The organism is Sporosarcina ureae, from assembly GCF_002101375.1.
Taxonomy (GTDB): Bacteria; Bacillota; Bacilli; order Bacillales_A; family Planococcaceae; genus Sporosarcina; species Sporosarcina ureae_B.
In genome coordinates, this window is record NZ_CP015207.1 from 611,022 (window position 1) to 635,456 (window position 24,435).

At 40.9% G+C, this 24,435-nt stretch carries 22 protein-coding genes and 1 other annotated feature; of the genes, 5 read left to right on the top strand and 17 right to left on the bottom strand.

The window, feature by feature from the left end; translation table 11 throughout:
* Positions 1-26: 26 nt before the first annotated feature.
* Positions 27-566, bottom strand: coding sequence for a CvpA family protein (locus SporoP8_RS02970; RefSeq protein WP_085131153.1), 540 nt, complete (start codon positions 564-566; stop codon positions 27-29).
* Positions 567-576: 10 nt separating this feature from the next.
* Entirely contained in the window at positions 577-837 is a 261-nt protein-coding gene (gene zapA / locus SporoP8_RS02975) for a cell division protein ZapA (RefSeq protein ID WP_085131154.1), read from the bottom strand.
* A 173-nt stretch (positions 838-1,010) separates the two neighbouring features.
* Between zapA and rnhC the strand changes: the two genes are divergently transcribed.
* Positions 1,011-1,940 (top strand): ribonuclease HIII, encoded by a 930-nt coding sequence (rnhC, locus tag SporoP8_RS02980; protein WP_085131155.1) that lies wholly within the window; start codon positions 1,011-1,013, stop codon positions 1,938-1,940.
* A gap of 63 nt (positions 1,941-2,003) precedes the next feature.
* Here the strand turns inward: rnhC and pheT are convergent, their stop codons facing one another.
* The 3 genes from pheT to SporoP8_RS02995 form a co-directional block, all read right to left on the bottom strand.
* Entirely contained in the window at positions 2,004-4,415 is a 2,412-nt protein-coding gene (gene pheT / locus SporoP8_RS02985) for a phenylalanine--tRNA ligase subunit beta (protein ID WP_085131156.1), read from the bottom strand.
* 12 nt (positions 4,416-4,427) lie between these two features.
* The gene (pheS, locus tag SporoP8_RS02990) at positions 4,428-5,465 is read right to left on the bottom strand and encodes a phenylalanine--tRNA ligase subunit alpha (RefSeq protein WP_085131157.1); all 1,038 of its coding nucleotides are present in this window, start codon (positions 5,463-5,465) and stop codon (positions 4,428-4,430) included.
* Positions 5,466-5,540: 75 nt separating this feature from the next.
* Positions 5,541-5,779 (bottom strand) — a binding site (T-box leader).
* Between the two features lie 53 nt (positions 5,780-5,832).
* Positions 5,833-6,603, bottom strand: coding sequence for a TrmH family RNA methyltransferase (locus SporoP8_RS02995; protein WP_085131158.1), 771 nt, complete (start codon positions 6,601-6,603; stop codon positions 5,833-5,835).
* Between the two features lie 83 nt (positions 6,604-6,686).
* Between SporoP8_RS02995 and sspI the strand changes: the two genes are divergently transcribed.
* Positions 6,687-6,902, top strand: coding sequence for a small acid-soluble spore protein SspI (sspI, locus tag SporoP8_RS03000; protein ID WP_085131159.1), 216 nt, complete (start codon positions 6,687-6,689; stop codon positions 6,900-6,902).
* 315 nt (positions 6,903-7,217) lie between these two features.
* Here the strand turns inward: sspI and SporoP8_RS03005 are convergent, their stop codons facing one another.
* The 5 genes from SporoP8_RS03005 to SporoP8_RS03025 form a co-directional block, all read right to left on the bottom strand.
* The gene (locus SporoP8_RS03005) at positions 7,218-8,840 is read right to left on the bottom strand and encodes a long-chain fatty acid--CoA ligase (RefSeq protein WP_085133537.1); all 1,623 of its coding nucleotides are present in this window, start codon (positions 8,838-8,840) and stop codon (positions 7,218-7,220) included.
* 225 nt (positions 8,841-9,065) lie between these two features.
* Positions 9,066-9,524: a small multi-drug export protein gene (locus SporoP8_RS03010; protein ID WP_085131160.1), complete on the bottom strand. Its 459-nt coding sequence runs from the start codon at positions 9,522-9,524 to the stop codon at positions 9,066-9,068.
* A gap of 105 nt (positions 9,525-9,629) precedes the next feature.
* The gene (gene argF, locus SporoP8_RS03015; RefSeq protein WP_085131161.1) at positions 9,630-10,595 is read right to left on the bottom strand and encodes an ornithine carbamoyltransferase; all 966 of its coding nucleotides are present in this window, start codon (positions 10,593-10,595) and stop codon (positions 9,630-9,632) included.
* A gap of 146 nt (positions 10,596-10,741) precedes the next feature.
* Positions 10,742-11,827 (bottom strand): M42 family metallopeptidase, encoded by a 1,086-nt coding sequence (locus SporoP8_RS03020; RefSeq protein ID WP_085131162.1) that lies wholly within the window; start codon positions 11,825-11,827, stop codon positions 10,742-10,744.
* 48 nt (positions 11,828-11,875) lie between these two features.
* Positions 11,876-12,862 carry a diaminopimelate dehydrogenase gene (locus tag SporoP8_RS03025; RefSeq protein WP_085131163.1) on the bottom strand — a complete coding sequence of 329 codons (987 nt, stop codon included), beginning with the start codon at positions 12,860-12,862 and terminating at the stop codon, positions 11,876-11,878.
* 157 nt (positions 12,863-13,019) lie between these two features.
* Here SporoP8_RS03025 and SporoP8_RS03030 point away from each other — a divergent pair, with 157 nt between their 5' ends.
* Positions 13,020-14,171 carry an MFS transporter gene (locus tag SporoP8_RS03030; RefSeq protein WP_085131164.1) on the top strand — a complete coding sequence of 384 codons (1,152 nt, stop codon included), beginning with the start codon at positions 13,020-13,022 and terminating at the stop codon, positions 14,169-14,171.
* 153 nt (positions 14,172-14,324) lie between these two features.
* On the opposite strand, the gene recQ is transcribed toward SporoP8_RS03030, so the two are convergent.
* The 3 genes from recQ to pssA form a co-directional block, all read right to left on the bottom strand.
* Entirely contained in the window at positions 14,325-16,097 is a 1,773-nt protein-coding gene (gene recQ, locus SporoP8_RS03035; protein WP_085133538.1) for a DNA helicase RecQ, read from the bottom strand.
* Between the two features lie 29 nt (positions 16,098-16,126).
* Positions 16,127-16,543 (bottom strand): hemerythrin domain-containing protein, encoded by a 417-nt coding sequence (locus SporoP8_RS03040; RefSeq protein ID WP_085131165.1) that lies wholly within the window; start codon positions 16,541-16,543, stop codon positions 16,127-16,129.
* A gap of 107 nt (positions 16,544-16,650) precedes the next feature.
* Positions 16,651-17,184, bottom strand: coding sequence for a CDP-diacylglycerol--serine O-phosphatidyltransferase (gene pssA, locus SporoP8_RS03045; protein ID WP_085131166.1), 534 nt, complete (start codon positions 17,182-17,184; stop codon positions 16,651-16,653).
* A 56-nt stretch (positions 17,185-17,240) separates the two neighbouring features.
* Between pssA and asd the strand changes: the two genes are divergently transcribed.
* Positions 17,241-18,020 (top strand): archaetidylserine decarboxylase, encoded by a 780-nt coding sequence (gene asd / locus SporoP8_RS03050; RefSeq protein ID WP_085131167.1) that lies wholly within the window; start codon positions 17,241-17,243, stop codon positions 18,018-18,020.
* Between the two features lie 295 nt (positions 18,021-18,315).
* On the opposite strand, the gene SporoP8_RS03055 is transcribed toward asd, so the two are convergent.
* From SporoP8_RS03055 to SporoP8_RS03070, 4 genes are all read right to left on the bottom strand, one after another.
* The gene (locus tag SporoP8_RS03055) at positions 18,316-19,662 is read right to left on the bottom strand and encodes an arsenic transporter (protein WP_369802574.1); all 1,347 of its coding nucleotides are present in this window, start codon (positions 19,660-19,662) and stop codon (positions 18,316-18,318) included.
* A gap of 174 nt (positions 19,663-19,836) precedes the next feature.
* A complete protein-coding gene (locus SporoP8_RS03060; RefSeq protein ID WP_085131169.1) occupies positions 19,837-20,979 on the bottom strand; it encodes a hypothetical protein in 1,143 nt (380 codons plus the stop codon).
* 61 nt (positions 20,980-21,040) lie between these two features.
* Positions 21,041-21,631: a hypothetical protein gene (locus SporoP8_RS03065; RefSeq protein ID WP_198166059.1), complete on the bottom strand. Its 591-nt coding sequence runs from the start codon at positions 21,629-21,631 to the stop codon at positions 21,041-21,043.
* A 503-nt stretch (positions 21,632-22,134) separates the two neighbouring features.
* Entirely contained in the window at positions 22,135-22,629 is a 495-nt protein-coding gene (locus SporoP8_RS03070) for a hypothetical protein (RefSeq protein WP_085131170.1), read from the bottom strand.
* 254 nt (positions 22,630-22,883) lie between these two features.
* Between SporoP8_RS03070 and SporoP8_RS03075 the strand changes: the two genes are divergently transcribed.
* A complete protein-coding gene (locus tag SporoP8_RS03075) occupies positions 22,884-24,389 on the top strand; it encodes a catalase (protein WP_085131171.1) in 1,506 nt (501 codons plus the stop codon).
* The last annotated feature ends 46 nt before the right edge of the window (positions 24,390-24,435 follow it).

Below are 24,435 nucleotides of genomic sequence, written 5' to 3' on the forward strand. Positions count from 1 at the left end.
TATGTACAGTACATTATTTACAAGCGTTAGCCTAGATAAACGAACCACCAATTTCTTATTGCCGAGGAAATAATTGGTGTATGTTCGAATATTGCTTTTGCCAGCAATGAATGACTTAATGAGTTTTGAATGACTTCAGCAGGAAGCATCGCAAGTAAAGATAATAAGAAAAAGATGATGACGTAGAATTCAATAAAGCCCAGTCCAGCCCCAATTAGACGTGCGCCGAAACCAAGAATCGGAATATGCTTGATAAAATCCAACATAGAACCAACGAATTGCAAAATCAGCTTCATTCCGATAAAAATTAAAATAAATGCGATCAAACGATAAAACGTCATATCCATATCCAAGTTTTCGAACGTCCAGCTAAGTGTATCAACTGCAGTTGCCCCCGGATATGGTATCCATAATATTAATTTTTCTGCAAATGGCTTGTAGAACTTATACGCCACGATTACCGATACAATCAATCCTAACATATGGATGAGCTGTACGATGAATCCGCGTCTAAAACCCGCAATCAAGCCGCCTACAAGCAGTAAAATAATGAGTAAATCTATCATGTTTCGCTCCTCAACCCTTCAGTTTTTTCACTTCATCTTCTAATTCTTTTACTCTCTCTTGTAATTTTAGAAATTCATGCACATTATTTACCGCCGTCAGAACAGCAATCCTTTTGCTGTCGAGATGTCGATTATGCTTACTAATTTCGCGCATTTTTTCATCAACGAGCGAGGCCACATAACGCACATGTGAAGATGGTTCCGTACCAACAACTGTATATGTTTGTCCGTAGATTTCAACTGTCACTCTTGCCCTTTTAGTGTCCGCCATTTTTATGCCCTCCCCTAAAAACCCTCTCATAATCATACCATGAAAATCAATTACTTGTGAATCAATTATGCCTCATATTGACATGAGGTTCGAATTTCAGACATTTTCTTTCATTAGAAACTCTTGTTTCAGGTATACTGAGAAATAGATCATTTCAAGGAGTGGGTAAATAAATGAGTAATCAGGTCATTGTCCTGTCTGAAAAAGAAATGCTGGAAGTACTTCGCTTCTATGAAACAAATAAAGTCACTCGTAATGCACCAGGTGTCATTTTCGCAGCTAAGATTGCGGATACGTCTATTACTGCTTACCGGTCTGGTAAAGTGTTGTTTCAAGGTGCAGGTGCAGACAGAGAGGCTGCACGTTGGGGAACTCTAGGAACTGTAACGAAAGTGACACCATCTGGAGCAAAAGGTGACACATTACCTGCAAATTTCGCATCGCTATCCGTTCTCGGCTCTGATGAGACAGGGACTGGGGATTTCTTCGGTCCTATCACAGTAGCCGCCTGTTTTGTCAGTAGTGACCAGATTGAATTGGTAAAGGAACTAGGAGTAAAGGATTCCAAACAACTTACAGATGCGTATATGCAGCAAATCGCAGAGGATCTGAAACGAGTTGTAACATACTCTGTGCTGACGCTTGATAACATGAAATATAATGAGATTCAGAGCAGAGGATGGTCGCAAGGTAAGATCAAGGCTATTCTTCATAATCAAGCGCTTCAGGAAGTACTGGATAAAATGAGTCCTGTCTTACCGGAACACATTCTCATTGACCAGTTTGCGGATCGACGTGTCTATTATAATTATCTAAAGGATGAATCTAGTATTATCCGAGACAAAGTGCTGTTTTCGACAAAAGCAGAAAATCTCCACGTATCGGTAGCCACTGCTTCTATTCTGGCACGGGTTGCATTCCTTGAAGCAATGGATCAATTAAGCAGTCAAGCTGGTGTGACATTACCAAAAGGTGCTGGACCTAAAGTGGATCAAATAGCTTGTCAAATCATCCGTAAAAAAGGAGAGCCATTTCTACACACCATCACAAAAGTACATTTCGCCAATACACAAAAAGCATTGAAACTCGCTTATAAAAAATAATAGGACTGCAATTAAATAAAGCAGGCTACCTGTCAGAAAACTGATAGATAGCCTGCTTATTTATTATGATCGGAGTTGTGCGTTCGCTTGTACAGTTAACGCGTCCAATACTTTACTATGCGCCTGTACTACGTCTTCATCCGTTAACGTACGCTCAGGATCGAAGTATGTCAGAGAGAACGCAACGGATTTTGTTCCTTCTTCTACGTTCTTCCCTTCGTACAAATCAAACAACTGAATTTTTTTCAGTAATTTGCCGCCTGCTTGCTGGATAATTTTCTCCAAGTTTGCTGCAGATGTGTCTCGGTCCACTACTAAGGCAATATCACGAGAGATGGAAGGGTAGCGCGGAACAGCTTCATACAAAAGCTCTTCCGTTGCAGTTTGCATAATAGCCTGCAAGTTCATTTCCATGACATATGTGTCCTGTAAGTCACGCTGTTTTTGAATGGTTGGGTGTACTTGACCGATGATCCCCACTGACTGATCGTCCAACCATACTGTCGCTGTACGACCTGGGTGCATTTGATCTACTGTCGCTTTTGTGAATTGTAGTCGTTCTAGCAAACCTAACTGCTCAAACAATCCCTCCACAATTCCCTTCATGACGAAGAAGTCGACTTTTTTCGTTTCACCTTGCCATGCATGATGAACCCATTTGCCAGTCAATACGGCTGCAACGTGTTCGACTTCTTTCGGCAAACCATCTTCTTCTAAACCAAGGAAAACAGATCCTGTTTCATAAAGTGCAATCGATTCATTTCGACGAGCCACGTTATACGTTGTCGCATCGAGAAGGTGTGGAATGATGCTTTGACGTAGAACGCTGCGCTCTTCACTCATCGGCATAAGCAATTTCGTTACAGGAGCTGTCTCTAGCGCGAAAGCTTGCGCATCTTTCGGTGAAGCCAATGAATACGTCAAAGCTTGCGATAGACCTGCCGCTTCAAGGTATCTGCGGACAATACGACGCTTCGCCTGATAAGGAGTCAAACCGCCTGGTGTACTTTCTACGATGGGTAATGTTTTTGGAATTTCGTCGTAACCATAGAGACGCGCGATTTCTTCAATCATGTCTTCTTTGATTTTCAAATCTTGACGTCGTGTCGGAATATCCATTACGAGTTGCCCATTGATTAATTCTGTCGGGATTTGTAAACGATCCATAATCGTTTTCATTTCATCCATAGCTATCTTCATACCTAGACGATTATTTACATAGTCCGGTGAAAGAATAATTTTCTCGGATGTTTTGTCGAGTTCGTCGAACGTAACAGATCCTTCAAGAACTTCTCCACCTGCAAGGTCAGCCATCAATTGTGCCGCTCGCTCTGCTGCTTCTGCTACACGATTCGGATCCACACCTTTTTCAAAGCGTGTGCTTGCATCACTGCGTAAGCCGACTTCTTTAGAAGTTTGACGAACAGAACTTGGTGCAAAATACGCGGACTCGATGACAACTGTTGTCGTACCTTCATACACTTCTGAATTAGCGCCGCCCATTACACCCGCAAGTGCAACTGGTTCTTTGCCATTCGTTATGACTAGTTGCTGATCATTCAATGTGCGCTCTACTTGGTCAAGTGTTACGATTTTTTCGCCTTCATGAGCATGACGCACGACAATCTCTTTTGTTTCAAGACGATCATAGTCAAATGCGTGAAGAGGCTGACCATATTCCATCAATACGTAGTTCGTGATATCCACTACGTTATTATGCGGTCGGATACCCGCAGACATCAACGTGTTTTGCAACCACTGAGGTGATTCTGCAACTTTGACGTTCTTCACTACTTTTGCCACATACATGGGATTGTCTTCTGCTGCTTCTACAGAAATTTTCAAAACGTCTTGAGCTTTCTCAGCAGATTCTGAATACGTAATTTCTGGCAATTTAATATCTTTCGATAAAATCGCCCCTACTTCGTACGCAAAGCCAAGCATACTTAATGCATCAGAACGATTTGGCGTTAAATCCAATTCCAAAATACGATCGTACAATCCAAGATGCGTCAATGCGCTATCTCCAGCACGGACATCATTCGGTAACACATAGATTCCTTCTGCGTACGCTTTAGGAACCAACTTTCCTTCTATACCGAGTTCTTGTAGTGAACAGATCATACCGTTAGACTCTTCACCACGAAGTTTCGCTTTCTTGATTTTCATTCCACCAGGCAAGACAGCTCCTGGTCGTGCGACAATAACATTTTGTCCTTCTGCGATATTTGAAGCTCCACAAATAATTTGTGAAATCTCTCCACCTACATCGACTTGACAAATATGTAATTTATCCGCCTCAGGATGCTTTACACAACTACTCACGTGTCCAATGACAATATGATCCATACCGAAAGAGCGATCGATGATGCCGTCTACTTCTATTCCAGAACGAGTGATTTTTTCTGCCAGTTCTTCTATGGACAGTTCGTTCCAATCTACGTAATTACTTAACCAATTTGTTGATACTAACATCCATATTCCTCCTTATGCCTCTGACCGGTAAAATTGTGATATAAACCGAATGTCATTTGTATAGAATTGACGAATATCTTCCACTCCGTATTTTAACATCGCAATTCTTTCCGCTCCCATACCGAATGCAAATCCTGTAACTTCTTCTGGGTTATAGCCGGCCATTTCTAAAACGTTTGGATGAACCATACCCGCTCCTAAAATTTCGATCCAGCCTGTTTTCTTACAAACGTTACAACCTGTTCCGCCACACTTAAAACAAGAAATATCCATTTCAACTGAAGGCTCAGTGAATGGGAAGAAGCTTGGACGCAAACGGATTTCACGCTCAGCACCGAATAATTTCTTTGCCAATAAATCCAGTGTGCCTTTCAAGTCACTCATGCGGATGTTTTCGCCCACAACAAGTCCTTCAATCTGTGTGAATTGATGAGAGTGCGTCGCATCATCTGAATCTCGGCGGCATACTTTACCCGGACAAATGATTTTGATTTCAGCCCCATCTTTCGCTTCCATCGTACGCGCTTGGACAGGAGAAGTGTGTGTGCGCAATAAAATGTCTTCTGTAATATAGAAGGAATCTTGCATATCACGTGCCGGATGACCTTTTGGCAAGTTCAACGCTTCAAAGTTGTAATAATCCTTTTCTACTTCGGGACCTTCTGCGATCTCGTAGCCCATACTAATGAAAAAGTCTTCAATTTCCTCTACTACTCGTGTTATCGGATGATGATTGCCAAGTTCTATTGGACGGCCTGGCAATGTCACATCAATCGATTCATTTTCCAATTGTTCTTGGATCGCTTGCTGTTCAAGTGTTTCTTTTCGTTCTTCAAGAATTCCCGTTACACTTTCACGGATTTCGTTGACGAGCGCCCCCATCTTGGGACGTTCTTCAGCAGGTAGTTTACCCATTCCTTTTAACAGATCGGTAATCGGACCTTTTTTTCCGAGGTACGCTACGCGCACATCGTTCAATTCTTTGACAGTAGTAGATTCTTTAATTTTCAGCATTACCTGTTCTTTCAGTTCATGCAACTGTTCTTTCATGTGTACTTGCTCCTCTCTCTATTTCCGTGGGGGGATTTAACGAAACTTTCCGGAAAACAAAAAACTCGCCCCTATAAAAGGGACGAGGTCGATTTCGCGGTACCACCCTGATTAGTTTGCATCAAAAAACAACGATGCAAAATCACTTGAATTGGAATAACGGTCCTATGCCGGCACGCCTTTACATGTTTGGTCCAAGCGCGCAGCTCGCGGGGTGAACTTCAATGGAGCATCGTTTTCCACACTTTCAGTCAAGGTGTGGAATCCCTGGTAAACGTGTCTCACCATTTACTTTTCCCGGTCATTGCTATTTTCTTTGATTCGCCTTCTAGTATACCGTAAATCGATTACGCCTTCAATAGAGATGTCATTGCTGACGAAGTGTATACAACAAAACTCCTGTAGCAACTGCCACATTCAGTGATTCAGCCTGACCGTACAACGGAATTTTCACTACCTGATCGGCCTGGGATAGTAATTCGCTATCGACACCGCTGCCTTCATTTCCTACAAGTAAGGCAAATGAAGTGTGTGCTTGCAATTCATTAAGGGTAACAGCTTGCTGCAAACCGGTGCCAATGATCGGTACTTGTTGGTTTTTCAAACGATCTATCCAAACGGACAACTCTTCACGTACTACAGGAATATGGAAATGAGAACCTTGCGCGGAGCGAACCGTTTTCGGATTGAATGGATCTGCACATCCTTTACCTAAGATTACCGCATCCAGACCTGTTGCGTCTGCAGTACGAATCATCGTACCCATATTTCCTGGATCCTGTACAGCATCAATTAACAACACTCGCTTCCACTGATACTGATCTGTTTCTGCGTAGTGGGGTTGTCGACAATAGGCAAAAACACCTTGTGTCTGCTCTGTTTCGGAAATTTCCTTAGCGACTGCAGCTGTCAATTCAATAATTGGCGCTGTCCAATGTGCCGGAATTTCAATATCTTCGCGTACAAGTAATTGAATAACCAAATCGGGCTGTTTAATGGCTTCTTCGACAAGATGAAAACCTTCCACAAGGAACTCTTTTGTTTGATCGCGTTCCTTTCTAGTCGTAACTAATTTCTTCCAATGTTTCACTAATGAGTTTTGAGTTGATTCAATTCGTTTATTCAAGAGGCTGAACATCCTTTTTTTCTTTTTAGTGTATCAAATCGACGTATATTTAGCGACTTTTGTGGAAAAGATGAGAATAAAGGAGGCTGAAGAACATGAATTTCCAAATACGCGATGCGATCTCAGCAAACATGACAAACAATAGCTCCACTGACGTACGAGGTGTTATCGACGATGCCATTCAACGAGGCGAAGAACACCTATTACCTGGATTGGGTGTGTTTTTCGAGCAACTATGGAAACGGGCAGACGAAACAGAAAAAGTAGAAATCACTAACGAACTATCACAAGCATTCGCCCAAGCACAATAAAAGACCAGTAAAGAAAAGATAAACCCTTCACATTGATTAAAGTGTGAAGGGTTTATCTTTTGAACTATATTTTCTTATCATCGCATTTTTCAGAAAAAACGCTAGTGGACCGAAGTGTAAGGCGGCGACTCGGGGAGGATCATCCCGACAGGTTAGACAACTAAAGGGAGCAAGAGCCGTAACGAAGGACGGCTTTTGCGAGTAAAAGCGAAGCGTTAGGAGCACATCTTTGAACTTGCGACCTAGTTGGCTAACCGCGGGCCCTCCCCAACGCGTCCGCCTGGAACGCAGGGAAACGGTGCACCCGCGTGTCTTTTACTTCTTCGTATAGCGCTCTTTCAACTGATCACGCAAAGCCGCCTTCAAAAACTTCCCAACAGACGTCTTAGGAATCTCCTTGACAAACAAAATCTCATCCGGAATCCACCAACTCGCAAACTGCCCCTTTAGTGAATCTTTCAACTCTTGCACTTTCGCGTCACTCTCCGCCACATTCTCATTCAACACTACACAAGCCACCGGGCGCTCCATCCACTTCTCGTGCGGAACCGCAATTACCGCTGCCTCGTACACATCGTCATGTGACATCAATGTATTTTCCAAATCTACAGAAGAAATCCATTCGCCGCCACTCTTGATCAGGTCCTTCGTACGATCCATCAACTTCAAATAGCCATCCTCTGTCATAACCGCTATATCTCCTGTATAAAGCCAACCATCTTTAAACGCTTCTTCTGTACGCTCATCTTTATAATATTCACTTGCAATCCATGGGCCTCTGACAGTCAACTCACCCATCGTCTGGCCGTCCCACGGTACTTCCCCTTCTTCATTGACTACACGAATATCAAGTCCCGGCATGACCAAGCCTTGCAACGCACGCATATCGATTCTCTCATCTACTGTCAAATTATCCATGGAAGAAGTTAATACAGATAAACTGACAAGTGGGGAAGTTTCCGTCATGCCATAGCCGACAATGAATGGAACTTTGTATTTCTCTTCATAAGTACGAATTAAGCCTTTTGGTGAAGCAGAGCCACCACACACAATAGCACGCAGTGAAGAGATATCACGTGGATTTTGTTCCAATTCTTTCAGTACAGCGAGCCAAATCGTCGGTACCCCTGCAGTAAGGGTTACTTTTTCACTTTCAATTAGATCAAGGAGTACCGTCGGATTAAATCCTGGTCCCGGCAAGACTTGTGTCGTGCCGTAGAAAACACTTGCGAACGGAATTCCCCATGCGTTGACGTGAAACATCGGTACGACGGACATGGCAATATCTCGTTCACACACTCCCATTGCATCCGATAATCCAAGTGCGTAACATTGTAGAACCAATCCTCGGTGCGTATAAATAACTCCTTTTGGTAGTCCTGTCGTGGCTGATGTGTAGCAAAGACCAGCTGGTGTATTTTCATCCAAATCTTGTGGATAGTCGTACTCATCTGAGGCACTTTCTAACAGTGCTTCATAGGAATGCACATTTTCTAGTGTAGTCTCAGGGATTTCTTTACTGTCCCCCATGACCACAAAATGTTTTACCGTTTTCAACATGGGTGCCATTTTCTCAAGATGAGGGAAAAATTCTGCGTCTACTAGCAAGATTTCATCTTCTGCGTGATTGATAATATATATAATATGTTCAGGTGATAGTCGGATGTTGATCATATGCAGGATTGCACCCGTACAAGGCACCGCAAAATACGCTTCTAGATGACGGTGATGATTCCAAGCGAACGTCCCAACTTTCGTTCCATGCTTCATTCCTAACTGAGTCAGTGCATTCGATAGTTTACGTGTTCTCTTTGCCCATTCACGATACGTAAAACGCTGTATACGCTGTTCTCCTGTTCGTGAAATAACCATCTTGTTTGGAAAAAATCGCTCTGCGCGTGTAATAAATGTAGATAGAATCAGTGGTGTTTGCATCATATCCATCCGCTCCTCTTTCGTTTAGAAGTGAAATTATCAATCCGTCGTGCATATTCCAAAGCATGTCCTATTCATTTCAATGAAATCTACGCGCAGATGGAATGATTCTCAGGATGTACTCTATGCGCAAATAAACCACTCTATGAATACGTACTATCTTTACTTTCTGAATATAGTATACACATTATCAAACTATTCTGTCTACACGATTCAGCAGTATATCGCTTATCCTATTTTTTGACGAGTCCAAAAGAAGGCATCTACACCCAAAACGGTTAGTGTGCCGAAGACGATCGACCAAATAGCAAGGCCTAACAGCAACCAAAAGGCTGTCTGTGATTTAGATGAACCTAGTGCTAGTGCTAGGAATGCTGCCAGATGGGAGCCAATCAGAACTGGCCCGAGCAATGCTAGACCTGGAACACCAAAGCGTTTCCAAATTTTCTCCGCACGCTCTGTACGCTTTGACGGAGTTTTTACATCGGTTTTCTTTTTGCTTTCCCACCAGTTTTTCAATTTCTGAAAAACTATAATTTCAAGTACTATAGTTAAAGCGTTTCCTGCAAAACCAACCACTATAGCAGTTGGCGGAGACATCCCCCGTAGAATTCCCAAAGGAACCGCCACCAATACTTCAAATCCCGGAGCTGCACCCGCAAGAAATACAAGTAAATACGTAATCAACTATTTTCCTCCCCTATTCGGATTCCATTCAGTATATCAAATGAAAGACAGCACAACATAAAAAAACTGCTTTCCGAATTACCAGGAAAGCAGCTAATCGATTTATTATAGTAAAGATGCGAGGATCGCTTTTTGTGCATGCAGACGGTTTCCTGCTTGCTGGAATACATACGAGTTATTCCCGTCGATTACGGAAGTCGACACTTCTTCTTCACGGTGTGCTGGTAGACAATGCAAGAACACATAATCTTTTTTCGCATGGCCAACCAATTGATCATTGATCTGGAAGTCTTTGAAGTCTACTAGACGCTTCGCCGCTTCCTCTTCCTGCCCCATACTAGTCCAAACATCCGTATAAATTGCATCTGCATCAGTGGAAGACTCAATCGGATCGTACGTCGACGTCACGCTTCCGCCATTCGACTCAGCAATTTTCTTCGCCTTTTCAAACAATCCTGCGTGGTATTCATATCCTTTAGGTGTCGCGACAGAAACATGCATGCCCATATGTGCACCGGCAATTACTAATGAATGCGCAACGTTGTTTCCGTCCCCAATATAGGAGAGTTTCAAGCCTTTCAAATCGCCTTTAACTTCTTTGATGGTTAGTAAATCCGCCATCGCCTGGCACGGGTGGAATAGATCAGTTAATCCGTTAATGATTGGGACTGAAGTATGTTCTGCCAATTCTTCCACCATTTTATGGGATTTCGCACGGATCATGACACCATCTAGAAACTCGGATAATACTTTTCCAGTATCTGAAACAGATTCTCCACGTCCAATCTGTAAATCCCGTGCATTCATGAACAAACCATGTCCGCCCAATTGGATCATGCCTACTTCGAATGAAATACGCGTACGTGTAGAGTTCTTTTCAAAAATCATGCCTAGTGTCTTACCCGCCAAGATGTCCGGTGTCTTACCAGCCAATGTATCTTGCTTCATGTCATATGCTAGTTGTATGAGATATGCAATTTCCTCACTAGAATAATCGAGCAGTGTTAAAAAGTCGCGTCCTTTTAAGCTATCCTTATCTATGCCTGTAGTTGTTTGATTTGTCTTTACCATTTGTTGATCCCCTACCATCCATTTGAAGTATGTGTAAACTAGTATACAATTGTATATTTATGAAGTCAAATGAATCTTTATAACTTTTACTTTATTTCATTAAAAAACAGCGATGCTTTTTCGGCACCGCTGTGTGAGCGTATAAATTATTCAAATGTGATATTTTTCACTGTATTTGCGTCTAGGCGCTTAACTATTTCAACTAATAGTTTAACTGTATTCTCAAAGTCTTGACGGTGAAGCATTGCCGCATGACTATGGATGTAGCGAGTCGGTATACAGATAGCCAATGTAGGAATTCCTGTTCCGCTTACGTGGATTGACCCACCATCCGTTCCGCCACCGGACATTGTCGCGAATTGATACGGAATATTCAGCTCTTCTGCTGTATCGACTACGAAATTGCGTAATCCTCTATGAGATACCATCGAAGCATCATACAACAAGATCTGCGGACCCTCTCCCATTGTACCAACAGATTCCTTTGCTGTAATACCTGGTGTATCCCCAGCAATTCCTACATCTACTGCGAAACCGATATCCGGTTGAATTTTATTCGTCGCTGTTTTCGCTCCACGCAGACCTACTTCTTCTTGAATAGCACCTACACTATACAAACGATTCGGGTGCTTTTCACCTTTTAGCTGCTTCATCACTTCAATAGCGATGGCACAGCCGATACGATTATCCCATGCTTTTGCAAGCAAGTAATTTTCGTTTTTCATGACCGTGAATTCGAAGTACGGCACAATCATGTCGCCCGGAAGAACGCCCCATGAAAGAACTTCTTCTTTTGACTCTGCGCCTACGTCAATGAACATGTCTTTAATATCGACAGGTTTCTTGCGAGCTTCAGGCGGCAAAATATGTGGCGGCTTTGAGCCGATCACTCCTGTAATCGTTTCACCAGAACGTGTAACGATCGAAACACGTTGCGCCAACATGACTTGTGACCACCAGCCACCTACTGTCTGAAAGTAAATGAAACCTTTGTCATCGATTCGTGTCAACATGAAGCCTACTTCATCCAAGTGCCCCGCGATCATAATCTTCGGTCCGTTTGCATCGCCTTCTTTGCTAGCGATCAGTGAACCTAATCCATCATGATCGATTTCATCTGCATATGGTTTGATGTGTTTCGTCATGACGTCTCGAGCTTCGCGTTCATTGCCCGGAATTCCTCGTGCATCTGTTAAGTCTTTTAACATCTCCAACGTCTCATCTAGTTTCATAAAAGATTCTGCCTCCTCATTCTACAATCCAATGTGATGACTCATGTATTACAGTAATTCTTTACGAATAGTTGCAGGTGATTTAGGTGATAACAACCCTGGTGCGATGTCATAGACTGTTTTCGCTCCAGTATCGCCTTTTTGCTGCAATTTATAAGCTGCTCTTGCATACGCGACTAAGACACTCGATGTAAATTCGGGATTGCTATCTAATTTAAGTGAGAATTCCATGACTTGATCTGTATGCTTCCCCGTGTTGCCGCTTCGAATGACGAAACCACCATGTGGCATCTTTGAATGATCAAGACGAAGTTCTTCTTCCGTAATAAAATGAACGGTCGTATCGTAGTCTGCGAAGTAGTCAGGCATGGTGACAATCGTTTCACGAACTCGATCTTCACTTGCTCCTTCTTCAAGAACGACATAACATTCACGTGTATGTTTATCTTTAGTTGAAAGCTCAGGATGCTCACCGTTACGCACACGATTGATCGCGTCCTCAGCAGGCAATGTATACTGAACGCCTGCTTTCACACCGTCAACACGGCGCACTGCATCAGAGTGACCTTGGCTTAGTCCTTTCCCCCAGAATGTATAGGTTTCACCTTCAGGCAAAATGGATTCTCCCATTAAGCGGTTGATCGAAAATAAACCCGGATCCCAACCGACAGAAATAACGGCAGTAGTTCCAGCTTCTTTCGCTACTTCATCAACTGCTGCGAAGTACTCCGGAATCTTTGCATGCGTGTCAAAGCTATCTACTGTTGTAAAGTGTTTCGCAAGTGCCGGCCCTTGTTCAGGTAAGTCATTTTTAGATCCACCGCATAAAATCAAAACATCAATATCTTCTTTAAAAGATTCAATTTCATCCAACTTATAGACAGGTACTTGCTCTGAAAGTAATTGTACGTCTTTCGGCTCTCTGCGCGTGAATACACCAACTAATGTCATATCTTTATTTTGACTGATAGCTGATTCTACTCCGCGCCCTAAATTACCGTAACCAGCGATTCCTACTCGAATTTCTTTCGTCAAGATCACTCATCCCCTTTTTGTTTCTTGTTTACGTTTCTCATTTTACCGGTAAGGGTGATAGATTGCGAATAATTATCTTTGAGCAGTTCGGTTCAATTCGAAAAGTTTCATGGTAAAATAGATTGTAGTTGAATTATTTGTAAAGTAGGGATCTTTTATGCGCTTTTTTGTCTATCTAATTGTTTTCTTCTCGTTCTTTGATTTATTTTCACAGTTGCCGATTATTAGTCCATTTGCTACAGGTCTTGGCGTTTCCGCTTTCATCGTCGGATTATCTGTTGGTATTTACTCGTTTGCGAATGTTTTCGGGAATATCATTTCAGGTATTTTGACAGATCGCAAAGGACCATTTTATATTCTATTATTTGGTTTGTTCACGTCGGCTTTGTCGTTGTTCTCATATGGATTGATTTCTGGTTCTGGTTCATTAATCGGCATTCGATTTTTACACGGCTTGACGGAAGGTTTAATCATTCCTGCTGCCTTCACGTTTCTCGCTAATGGCTCCGAACGTTCTAAGCGTGGGAGGAATGCTGCGATCTCAGGTGCATTTGTCGGGCTTGCGGCCATTTTCGGACCTGCCTATAGCGGAATTGTTTCCGTTAAGACAAGCGTTGTGACCATTATGGCCATCAATGGTGTATTTATGATTCTGTTGACAATTGGCGCCGTTATATTTTTACGTTCCTTTACATACGTGAGAAAAGTGAAGACAGTGAAGCAAAAAGCAGTAAAGCCGTTAGCTTTTTTCCGCCACCCTGGTATCATACGGGCATTCCTTGGCGCGTTCTTCCTGATGTTCTCACAAGGCGTGTTGGCATTGGTGCTCCCTTTGAAAGTAGAGCACCTTCAGTTTGATGCCAAAATGACAGGAATGCTGTTGAGTGTGTTTGGTCTAGTTGCTGTGTTGGTTTTTGTTTTACCGATCAACCGCATTTTCGATATCGTCCGCCCGATGGTCACATTGGCAGCTGGCTTGCTATTAATGAGTAGCAGTATGTTGTTCTTGTCGCAAGTCGACGAACTATCGTTGATGATGTTGGCAATGGTTATCTATGGTACGGGGTTCGCATTCCTATTCCCTTCTATCAACTCGTTACTTATTGATTCCACGGAACCTGAAACAAGAGGGAAAGCGTACGGGTTCTTCTACGCATTCTTCTCCTTTGGCGTCGTAGTGGGGTCTAGTGCGATCGGTATATTAGATTTGCAATTCCATCATGCCTTTATGCTTGCAAGTGGCATTTTGTTGATCGCAGCCATTTTCACCTTAATCGGTCTGCGAAAAGATATCCGTCCTACAGAGTAATATCGATTTGTTTAATAAATTATATGTGAAAAGATATGTCCATCGAGGTCACAAGACTTCAACGGACATACCTTTTTTGCGTGGTGTAATGGGAATAAAAAAGAAGATGTCACAAGAAGTCGTTGCTACACGACTTTCTGGACATCTCCTATATTACGCTTGCTGCGTAGAAAACGAATCGATAATCTCGAGGAAAACTTCCCCATAACGTTCAAGCTTCGTTTCCCCTACCCCTTGTACAGTCAATAACTCTTCATTCGTGGCAGGCATTTTAGTTACCATATCCCGCAATGTTTTATCCGAGAAAATAACGAATGGCGGGACACCCGCTTCTTGTGCTAGTTTCAAGCGCATCGCCCGTAGTTCGTTGAATAACGGATCCTCTTTAGCGACGACAGTTGTCACCATCTCGCCTTTACGCCAGACTTTCACTTTTCCTAACAACACATCTTTTCCGTCTTCGCTGACGAAGATAGTCGGATACGGCCCACTTTCAACTTGTAAATAATTCTTCGAAATCAAAAATTCAATGAAATCTGCCACGTCTTTGGCATTGCGCCCTTTCATCAATCCGTATGTCGATAGCTCATCGAAGTTCAATTCTTTCAACTTTTTGTTTCTCGATCCTGTCAGTACTTGCGCAACCATCGTCTTACCAAAACGTTGCCCCATTCGTATAACACAGGAAAGTACTTTTTGTGTATCGACTGTTACATCAAACTGCTCACGCGTGTCAGTGCAGTTACCACAGCGACCGCAATCTTCGACATCCTCTTCGCCAAAATACTTGATAATGTGTTTTTGCAGACAGCCTTCGGTATGGCAGTAATCAACCATCACTTGCATCTTTTTGATTTCATTCGATACACGGGAAGGATCTGGAGATTGTTCGATGAGGAAGCGTTGCGTTAAGACGTCTTGCGAGGAGAATAACAAATAACAATCGCTGTCGAGCCCGTCACGCCCTGCTCTCCCAGCCTCCTGATAATAACTTTCCATATTCTTCGGCATTTGATAATGAATGACGTAGCGTATATTGGATTTATCGATCCCCATACCAAACGCGTTAGTTGCGACCATCACGCGTGCGTCTTCCATAATGAACCGATCTTGTTGATGTTGCCGTTCATAGTCCGGTAATCCTGCATGATATTTCGCAACTGGAATACCACTTTTCTCAAGCAGCGAATATACTTGCTCGACCGCTTTCCTAGTCGCAGCATAGATAATGCCAGCTTCATTTTTATTTTTCTGCGTGTACTCTTTGACGAATTGATCCCGATTTTGACCTTTCACTACCGAAAAGAGTAGATTACTCCGCTCAAAACCGGTTACAACACGGCTAACAGGAGGTATATGTAATTGCTGGCATATATCATCCTGTACTTCAGGCGTAGCGGTTGCAGTCAATGCAAGAACAATCGGCCGGTTACTTAAATAATCAAAAACTCGGTGGATATTACGATAACTTGGACGGAAATCATGGCCCCATTGTGAAATACAATGTGCTTCATCGATCGCAATCAGCGGTATCGTCATTTTTTGCAATTGATTGAGAAAGGATTCGGAATCCAATCGTTCAGGTGCAACGTACAACAGCTTATACTTTCCTTCGAGTGCATTATCCATCGTGCCAAAGTATTCTTCCGAAGATAACGTACTATTAATATACGCCGCTGGAATGCCCAACTGATGCAATGCATCGACTTGGTCCTTCATCAAGGAGATCAGCGGTGAAATGACAAGAATCGTCCCTTCCATTGCCAATGCCGGTACTTGATAGCAGACAGACTTACCGCCACCTGTCGGCATTACGCAAAGTGAATCATCACCTTGTAATACTTGTTCAATCACTCGTTGCTGCCCTTCCCGAAATGCTGAATAACCAAAATACTTATCCAATATATCTAACGGATTTTGAATGATTGCCACCACCTTCCCTTAGTTACTAGTTTTTATGAGAACAATAACCGCTCTTCTTCTCGGCTATGTAATTCATTCACTACAATCAAGCCATTGAATTTCTGTATAATTTCAGTTGTTACGGTTGGATCTTCCTCACGTAACGCCTCGATGTCTGCAACAAGTATTCGCATCAAATCATGGTCGCGTGTAAGCTGAATAATGTCTCGCTCCAATTCAGGCCGCTCTTCCATTACTTGTTTATAAAAACCTTCTTCTTCGGCATCTGCATGACTGATGACACGGGTCTTCCAATAATCCAATAAATGATCACAGGCTTGCTGAACCATTTCAGTTTCATCTTGTTCTACATATTCGATTAAATCATCTGTTTTCATTATGGCACCAGAAAGTCCGCCTTCATGAATCGCTTTATGTGAATGAAGCTGTCTTAATGCAGGTCCTGACATGCTGACCACTCCTTCTAGTTTTCCTTAAGCATAACAGAATTTCTAAGTCAGTGATAGCTTCCTACAATGAAAAGAGCCTCACAGAAAAATTCTCTGTAAGACACTTTTCACACTTTCGCTATTCGAATGCGACTGACCATAAGCCATGCGAGTAGACACATATAAATCACAAAGTAAGGTGCAATCAAATACGGAACTACAAAATAACTCAATGTTAGCAAGACACCAGCTGCTGTTATAGGCATTCCATAATATGAACCATCGAACTCTTCTACGTTATAGCGAGCCAAACGAACGGCGCCAGCTAAAATATAAAAAATCACAGCGGACAAACCAATCCACATCGTATCCGTCAACGCCGTGTCATAGATCAGAATAGCAGGAGCTACACCAAATGAAACTAAATCGCTGAGCGAATCAAGTTCTTTACCAAATGCCGACTCTGCATGATAATGCCTAGCCACCATACCGTCAAACCGATCAAATAATGCAGCAAAGAAGATGAACATCAAACTCATATGTGCATGACCTTGAAGCACGAGTAATATCGCTATGATCCCTAAACTCAAATTAAAAAGTGTTATGATATTCGCCAATTGTGATTTTAGTTTAGTATAATCAAAATATCTGAATGAAAACAAGTTACGACCTCCTCGTATATTTCTTTAGTATAAGCTTTTAATGAAAGGAAGAAAAGATGAAAACACGTATTTTTAAATCATTCGTAGAATTAACAGGATCACCAGTCAGTTCAGCGCTACTTAAAACTTTGACGACTTCTCGAATTAGCAAGCCGTTAATTAAGCCTTTTGCATCGTTCTATCATATTCAAGTAGACGAAGCGGAATACCCAATAGACCAATATACTAGTCTTAACAGCTTTTTCACTCGTTCATTACAGGCGGGCAGTAGACCGATTGATAGCCACCCAAAGAATTTAATCTCACCAGTTGACGGTGTATTAAGCGATTCAGGCAGCATCGATACACAACAACAATTTATAGTAAAAGATAAAACATACAGTCTACATTCGCTGCTTGGCGATTCGGAAAAAGCCGCCCGCTATACGAATGGCTATTATTATCTATTCTATCTTTCTCCAAGACATTATCATCATTTCCATTATCCTATTTCTGGAACTCTTATGAATCGCTATGCATTAGGTTCTACTTCGTATCCCGTTAACGATGTGGGAATTCGCATGCGTAATGATGTATTTTCTTCCAACCATAGAGTCATTTCGGAACTCTCGACTGACTTCGGACATGTAGCAATCGTTAAAGTCGGAGCATTAAATGTAAATAGCGTTCGCATTGCAAATTCTGAAACTGCTTGTGTGAAAGGACAAGATTTTGGTCATTTTGCATTTGGATCCACTGTTATTTTATTCGTAGAACAGAATAACGCATTCAGTCCAGAAGAAATGCCTTTTACAGAAGTTCAAGTTGGTGATCGGATCGGAGTGTGGAAATCTTAAGTAGATGAGGTTTTTGTATGGAACCTCTTCAAGAATATAAAGTATTTACTATGCACTCCATATTTTTTCTCAATATCCATTATTCGAAGGCTAGTGAAATAGTATACTCTTTAACAATTAACCCATTTCTCCTATATTGTCATGCGCATAGTAAAACGGTCCGAATAAAAAGGCAAACCGATTATACGGTTTGCCTTTTGAAGTAATATAGAACTAATTATTCTTATTTTCTTACTATACTTCCAACTACATCTTGTTAAAGTTAAATCACTGTTGAAAAAGCAAGTGCTTAATTTCAATGAAAAACAAGTTTAATCCAAAAGTATAATAAAAATAATGTGACGATCGTGGTGAGTGGAATCACTTTGAATGAGATGTTGGTATAATCCCTCCATTTTATTTCAATGCCGTGCTTACGCAAGATACTAAACCAAATGAGTGAAGCTAATGTTCCAATCGGCAACAGTAATGCACCTATATCACTTCCGATAATATTAGCCAAGTAGATGGTTTTTAAGGTAATGGGATCTATACCCATTTCAGTTAAAGTTATCGTGCCTATCATCAACGCGGGATGATTATTGAATATATTGGACAGAAAGGAAACGATTCCACCCATCAAAATACTTGCAGACAGTAGCCCTTGATTGACAATTGGCTCACTCCAGCTAACTAGTAATTCAGTTAGACCAACGTTATGCAATCCATAGATGATGATGTACATGGAGAAAGCAAAAACGAGTATGTGCCAAGGAGTTTTTTTGATAATATCCCAAGGAGTTATACCTAGTTTTATCCAACGCCAAACGAGTAATACTATAGATCCCAGGACAGCAACAAGTTCTATTGGCACATTAATATACGATGCAATGAATAACATACATCGCATACAGAAAACAAAGAACAATATTTTCAACATAAAGAATGTGCGGTCTTTATTACTTGTAAACAAATTGCGCCGATGCAACTTTTTAATATACTTCTCTTCGAATACCTTTTCTATATAGACTGTATCTGGTAGGGTTCGCGGCAATTTTTTTCTCATAACAACGAACATTAAGATGGACATAAAGAGCAATCCGATTGTAGCAGGTACAAACATCATAGCTGTATGCATCCAAAGCGATAAATCTACTATCTTTAATGCAATTAAATTCACAATATTGCTAACGCCAATCGGAGCACTAGAAGCTGTTGCGATTAATGCACCACTTAGCAAATAAAGGATTTGCTGCTCCGTTTTTAATTGCAAATGTTTTAAAAGTAAAAGTAGTATAGGCGTTGTAATTAATATACTACCATCATTGTTAAACAACAATGTCATGAGAAAACATAACAATTGTATGTTCCAATACAATCGGTAGCCTGACTGCTTGGAAAATGAAGCAAGTCTAATGGCAGCCCAGTGAAAAAAACCGAAGCTTTCCAATATAACAGCCATTACAATAGTTGAAATTATCGTTACAGAAGCTCCTCCAACTTTATCGATAATATCTAGCAAATCGGTACTTGATACGATTCCCATGACAAGAATAAGAACTGCCCCAATAGTAGCAGGCCATGCTTCGTTAATTCCTTTGGGTCGCCAAAAGATGACGATCATTGTTGATATGAATACTATATAAGTGAATATGATTTGCATGGTCACTGTGTCCCAACTCCTTTCCACTTAAATTTTCTTACATATTTCATCCTGTCTTGTATGTATATTCGGACAACAAGTCCATCGTAGTGTCGTTAGTCCATTCTCCAATCATCTTTAGATGAATACAAAAAAACGCTGAACAATCCCTTATTCGGACTGCTCAACGTTATCTTATTTGGATATAATAGTGCGGTGCATATCAGCTGCATGCTTTAGTAGCGCGGTATACTGCCCCTCCGTTATAACTGTTTCTATCGAATCATTTTCATAATGAAAATTGGATGAACAAGAATTCTTTGCGGCGTGCTTCATCAATGCATAGTATTGCTTTTCTAACATAGCCATCTGTTCTTCAGAACTCATTTGCATTTCGGTATGATTAATAATCTCCAAATTTTCGATTTCTTGCTGAGGAATAAAGTCCATAGGTACATCTAATGAATTTCTCACATGTGAATCCTGCAAACAGTCAATACACGTCAAAAATTTCTCGTTTTCTATATGGTGATCTAGAGGAGTTATCATTTTTAAAAGTTCAATGTTCTCTTCACTTTCAATAGAGGTCATAGTTTGCTCCAAATCATTGTTTGCCTTCGCCATAAGATCTCTAAACGAGGTGTTATTTAATATTCGAATCTCTTTAATTGGAAGTCTCTCACTATCTTCTATCAATATTTCATCTTGTTTGTAAATCTCTTCCTGTTCATTTGTATCTACTACTTTTAAATCGAGAGACTGATCGAAAGTACTAACTGGTTTATGAATATTTTCAATACTCTCGTTGGAAAGTACAATAGCTTCTTTAATTATTTTTTTAGCTTCAGTATCTTTTTCATTACTTACTACTTCTACAGCAACCGGTTGCTCTTTCTTCACCTGTTTAGGTTTAGGATCCACCGTTTGTTCTATCCTATTACTTCCCTTGCGTATGGTTTCAATGGAGGTTACCGGAATCAATTGTAACTCTTCCTTATTTATTAACAGAAAATATGACTTCTCGATTTCACTTAAGACTCCATACATTGGCCGTTTACTAAATTCGTTTAACGTCACCCATTGCTCACGTAGCTCGAATAGAGATGGAACATCATAATCCTGATCATATTTTGTACTACTCAGGTCTTTTGTGTTTTTAGTGATTGATGTAATAGATGGAACCAAGATATACAAAATAGAGTCATCAACTACCATCAGTATATACTCCTGATGTGAGCCAATCAGTACCCCTTCTATCGGCTTGCCATATGAAAGTGATACGCAAACTCTATAGCCTGTAAAATTTCGAAAAACCGTTCCACAATCCCTTATATTCAATCGATACACCTCCTCTATAAAATGATCACCTCTTCTTTTATAGAAGAGATGATCAGTAACTTTATCCTTTCTTTTCGCCTCTATCTTTATTTCCGCTTTTTTCTTTACTCTCACTTTTTTCTTTATTCTCAACCTTTTCTTTACCTTGACTCTTTTCCTTTCTCTCACTTCTATCTCTGTTCTCACTAGTTTCTTTTTTGTCCTTATCTTTTACTTCTTTTGTCCGTTCCACTTTTACTCCATGACTAACGTTTCGAATATGAAACATGGAAAGTCGAATGACCTCTTCATTAAAAACAATGACAATGAAATCATTTGTTACTTCCTTTACAACACCTTCTAAAGTTTCAGGTCCACCACGATTAATTTTCACCCATTGATATTCAAGCTTTTTTAATACCCCTGGAAAATCTTCTTCATCAATCAAGGTGAAATCCTCCGGCAATTCTACATTAATGGACATTTCATTTTTTGAGTTGTCTGTAATACTTTTAATATGATGTGTTTTGTAGTAGACAATTCCATCATTCTCCGTTAAAAGTGTTAAATATTCATCATTTCCTGCTAATAGTTTTCCGATTCTTGACTCTGGTCCTCCTCGGTCTACTCTTATTACCTTACCTACTAATGTATTTAACGTCTCTTTATTCATTCCATTGTAGCCTCCTTTGTGGTGTCCTATTATCTATATGTCACTTAGGTATAGTCAGGTTAGGTCATTCGCCCATTTTGAATTTTTGTTACATATTAACTTCTTCACCATTCATCTAGATTCATTTTTCACTTTTACTTAAAACATTGATAGATACACATTTCCTTACATATTGAATAGGATGGTGTATATCTGATGAAGGGTGGAAGTTAATTTTATTGAAGTAAAAGAAGGTATTCTTCATCATATAGAGGGAAAGCATAGGGTAAATAACTAAATAGAGCGGTTAACAAGTAGTATAGAGCGGTTGTTTCATAGGTATGAGCGGTTAGAACATGCCATAGAGCGGGTATGCAAGAACTATGAGCGCTTGAGGATAGGTTTGAGCGGTTAAGCCATTTCTATGAGCATTTATTAATTCACCAAGCCCCTCTCTAATATGTCAATCTTCGAATATACAAAAACGACTTGCCTTCTCTCTATAGAGGAAGCAAGTCGTTTTATCAGATGTTATCTAGTACTTTCACAATCTCTTCATAATCAGGATGTCCTTTATGAAGATACATAACGAAGTGATCTACCTTGATCACGCCCAACTGCTCTGTCTTACTGCCGATATAGACAGGAAGATTACCTGTATCTTCAACTATTTCAAGACGTTTGTCAGATGGATCTAGTTTATAGAGATGCAATGGAAGCAAAGCATCTCCATTGATCGTTACAGTCATACCACTTTCCGCTCTAAACATATCCATCGCAGCTTCAGCAGGTTCGCTTACTGTGAAGCCTGTCTCTTCTAGCTGACTTACCACTTTCTGATATAACTCTTCATCTTCCACTGCCGCCACAACGACTTCCTCTTGTTCTAGAATTTCAGGGGTTAGTTCAGGTATGTTTTCTGCTGGTTTTGCTTCTTCTTTATCGCTGCAAGCAACTAATACTAATGATAAACAGCTTAGTACTGTGGCATAAATAAACCACTTTTTCATAATGCTCATCTATTGATATCCTTTCTACGTGAAACCTTTTCTATCATTATTATACATCATTCTACAATTATTCTTAATATAAATCGTATTTCTAGACAAATAGTTGGCTACAAATTATGATAAATATACAGTACATAATAACTTGTACTTATTAGTATTAATTATTAGTTGATAATAATTATAAATAAGGCTTTCTTTTTGTATTAGGCTTTGATACAATTATATTCATAGGTTACAAACCAACAACTGAGGAGGAATGTATTTTGAATAACAATGATAATAATTCTCAAAAAAGAAAATTGACAACCGCTGCGGGAGCACCAGTAGTTGATAACCAAAACTCTATGTCTGCTGGTCCAAGAGGTCCGCTTCTATTGCAAGATGTTTGGTTACTTGAAAAGTTAGCACATTTTGATCGCGAAGTTATTCCTGAACGTCGTATGCACGCAAAAGGATCTGGAGCATATGGTACTTTCACAGTGACGCATGATATTACAAAGTATACGAAAGCAAAGTTATTTTCAGAGATTGGTAAACAGACGGAGATGTTCGCACGCTTTTCTACAGTTGCAGGCGAACGTGGTGCAGCCGATGCAGAACGCGATATCCGCGGATTTTCTTTGAAGTTCTATACTGAGGAAGGAAACTGGGACATGGTCGGAAATAATACACCTGTATTCTTCTTCCGCGATCCATTGCAATTCCCAGACCTGAATCACGCAGTCAAACGTGATCCACGTACAAACTTACGTAGCGCAACAAACAACTGGGATTTCTGGACTGGACTTCCTGAAGCACTCCATCAGATCACTATTCTAATGAGCGACCGTGGTATTCCTCGTTCATTCCGTGAAATGCATGGTTTCGGTAGCCATACATTCAGTATGATCAATGCAAATAACGAACGCCACTGGGTTAAGTTCCATTTCCGTTCCCAGCAAGGTATTGAAAATATGTCAGATGAACAGGCTGCAGCGACTGTTGCAACGGATCGTGAAAGTTCACAACGTGATTTACTCAGCAATATCGACAATGGCAATTTCCCTAAATGGAAAATGTATATTCAAGTTATGACGGAAGAAGAAGCAATGGAAATGCCATATAATCCATTCGATTTAACAAAGGTTTGGTACAAAAAAGACTTCCCATTGATTGAAGTCGGTGAATTCGAATTGAACCGCAATCCTGAAAACTACTTTGCTGAAGTAGAGCAAGCTGCGTTTACACCAGCTGCGGTCGTTCCAGGCATTGGATTCTCGCCTGATAAAATGTTGCAAGCCCGTCTATTCTCTTATGGCGATGCGCAGCGTTATCGCTTAGGTGTCAATCACCACCAGATTCCCGTTAATGCTCCAAAATGTCCGTTCCACAGCTTCCACCGTGATGGGGCAATGCGCGTTGATGGCAATTTGGGCTCTACTCCTCACTATGAACCAAACAGCTATGGTGAATGGCAAGAACAACCAGACTTCAAAGAGCCGCCACTAAAAATTTATGGCGACGCAGACCACTGGAACTTCCGTGAAGATGACGATGACTACTTTACACAACCTGGAAAGTTATTCAATATTTTGAATCTAGAAGAGCAGCAGCGTCTATTCGAGAATACTGCGCGAAATATGGGTGACGCTCCAAAAGAAATCAAAATCAAACATATCCGTCACTGCTACCTGGCAGATCCGAAATACGGTGAAGGTGTAGCGAAAGCGTTGGATATTTCCATGGCAGATGTAGATATCGAAAATACAACAACGATTGTAGAAGAATAACATCATATAAAAAACCGCTTGGAGAATTACTCCAAGCGGTTTTTGC

What these genes read in the sequence shown, in the direction of transcription:
- argF (WP_085131161.1), bottom strand. Translation starts at nt 10,595, where the DNA reads ATGGTAAAGACAAATCAAACAACTACAGGCATAGATAAGGATAGCTTA.
- pheS (WP_085131157.1), bottom strand. Translation starts at nt 5,465, where the DNA reads ATGAAAGAACAGTTGCATGAACTGAAAGAACAGGTAATGCTGAAAATT.
- SporoP8_RS03040 (WP_085131165.1), bottom strand. Translation starts at nt 16,543, where the DNA reads ATGTCAGGACCTGCATTAAGACAGCTTCATTCACATAAAGCGATTCAT.
- sspI (WP_085131159.1), top strand. Translation starts at nt 6,687, where the DNA reads ATGAATTTCCAAATACGCGATGCGATCTCAGCAAACATGACAAACAAT.
- SporoP8_RS03005 (WP_085133537.1), bottom strand. Translation starts at nt 8,840, where the DNA reads ATGATGCAAACACCACTGATTCTATCTACATTTATTACACGCGCAGAG.
- zapA (WP_085131154.1), bottom strand. Translation starts at nt 837, where the DNA reads ATGGCGGACACTAAAAGGGCAAGAGTGACAGTTGAAATCTACGGACAA.
- SporoP8_RS02995 (WP_085131158.1), bottom strand. Translation starts at nt 6,603, where the DNA reads ATGTTCAGCCTCTTGAATAAACGAATTGAATCAACTCAAAACTCATTA.
- SporoP8_RS02970 (WP_085131153.1), bottom strand. Translation starts at nt 566, where the DNA reads ATGATAGATTTACTCATTATTTTACTGCTTGTAGGCGGCTTGATTGCG.
- SporoP8_RS03070 (WP_085131170.1), bottom strand. Translation starts at nt 22,629, where the DNA reads ATGAGCATTATGAAAAAGTGGTTTATTTATGCCACAGTACTAAGCTGT.
- rnhC (WP_085131155.1), top strand. Translation starts at nt 1,011, where the DNA reads ATGAGTAATCAGGTCATTGTCCTGTCTGAAAAAGAAATGCTGGAAGTA.
- SporoP8_RS03065 (WP_198166059.1), bottom strand. Translation starts at nt 21,631, where the DNA reads ATGAATAAAGAGACGTTAAATACATTAGTAGGTAAGGTAATAAGAGTA.
- pheT (WP_085131156.1), bottom strand. Translation starts at nt 4,415, where the DNA reads ATGTTAGTATCAACAAATTGGTTAAGTAATTACGTAGATTGGAACGAA.
- SporoP8_RS03030 (WP_085131164.1), top strand. Translation starts at nt 13,020, where the DNA reads ATGCGCTTTTTTGTCTATCTAATTGTTTTCTTCTCGTTCTTTGATTTA.
- SporoP8_RS03020 (WP_085131162.1), bottom strand. Translation starts at nt 11,827, where the DNA reads ATGAAACTAGATGAGACGTTGGAGATGTTAAAAGACTTAACAGATGCA.
- asd (WP_085131167.1), top strand. Translation starts at nt 17,241, where the DNA reads ATGAAAACACGTATTTTTAAATCATTCGTAGAATTAACAGGATCACCA.
- SporoP8_RS03055 (WP_369802574.1), bottom strand. Translation starts at nt 19,662, where the DNA reads ATGCAAATCATATTCACTTATATAGTATTCATATCAACAATGATCGTC.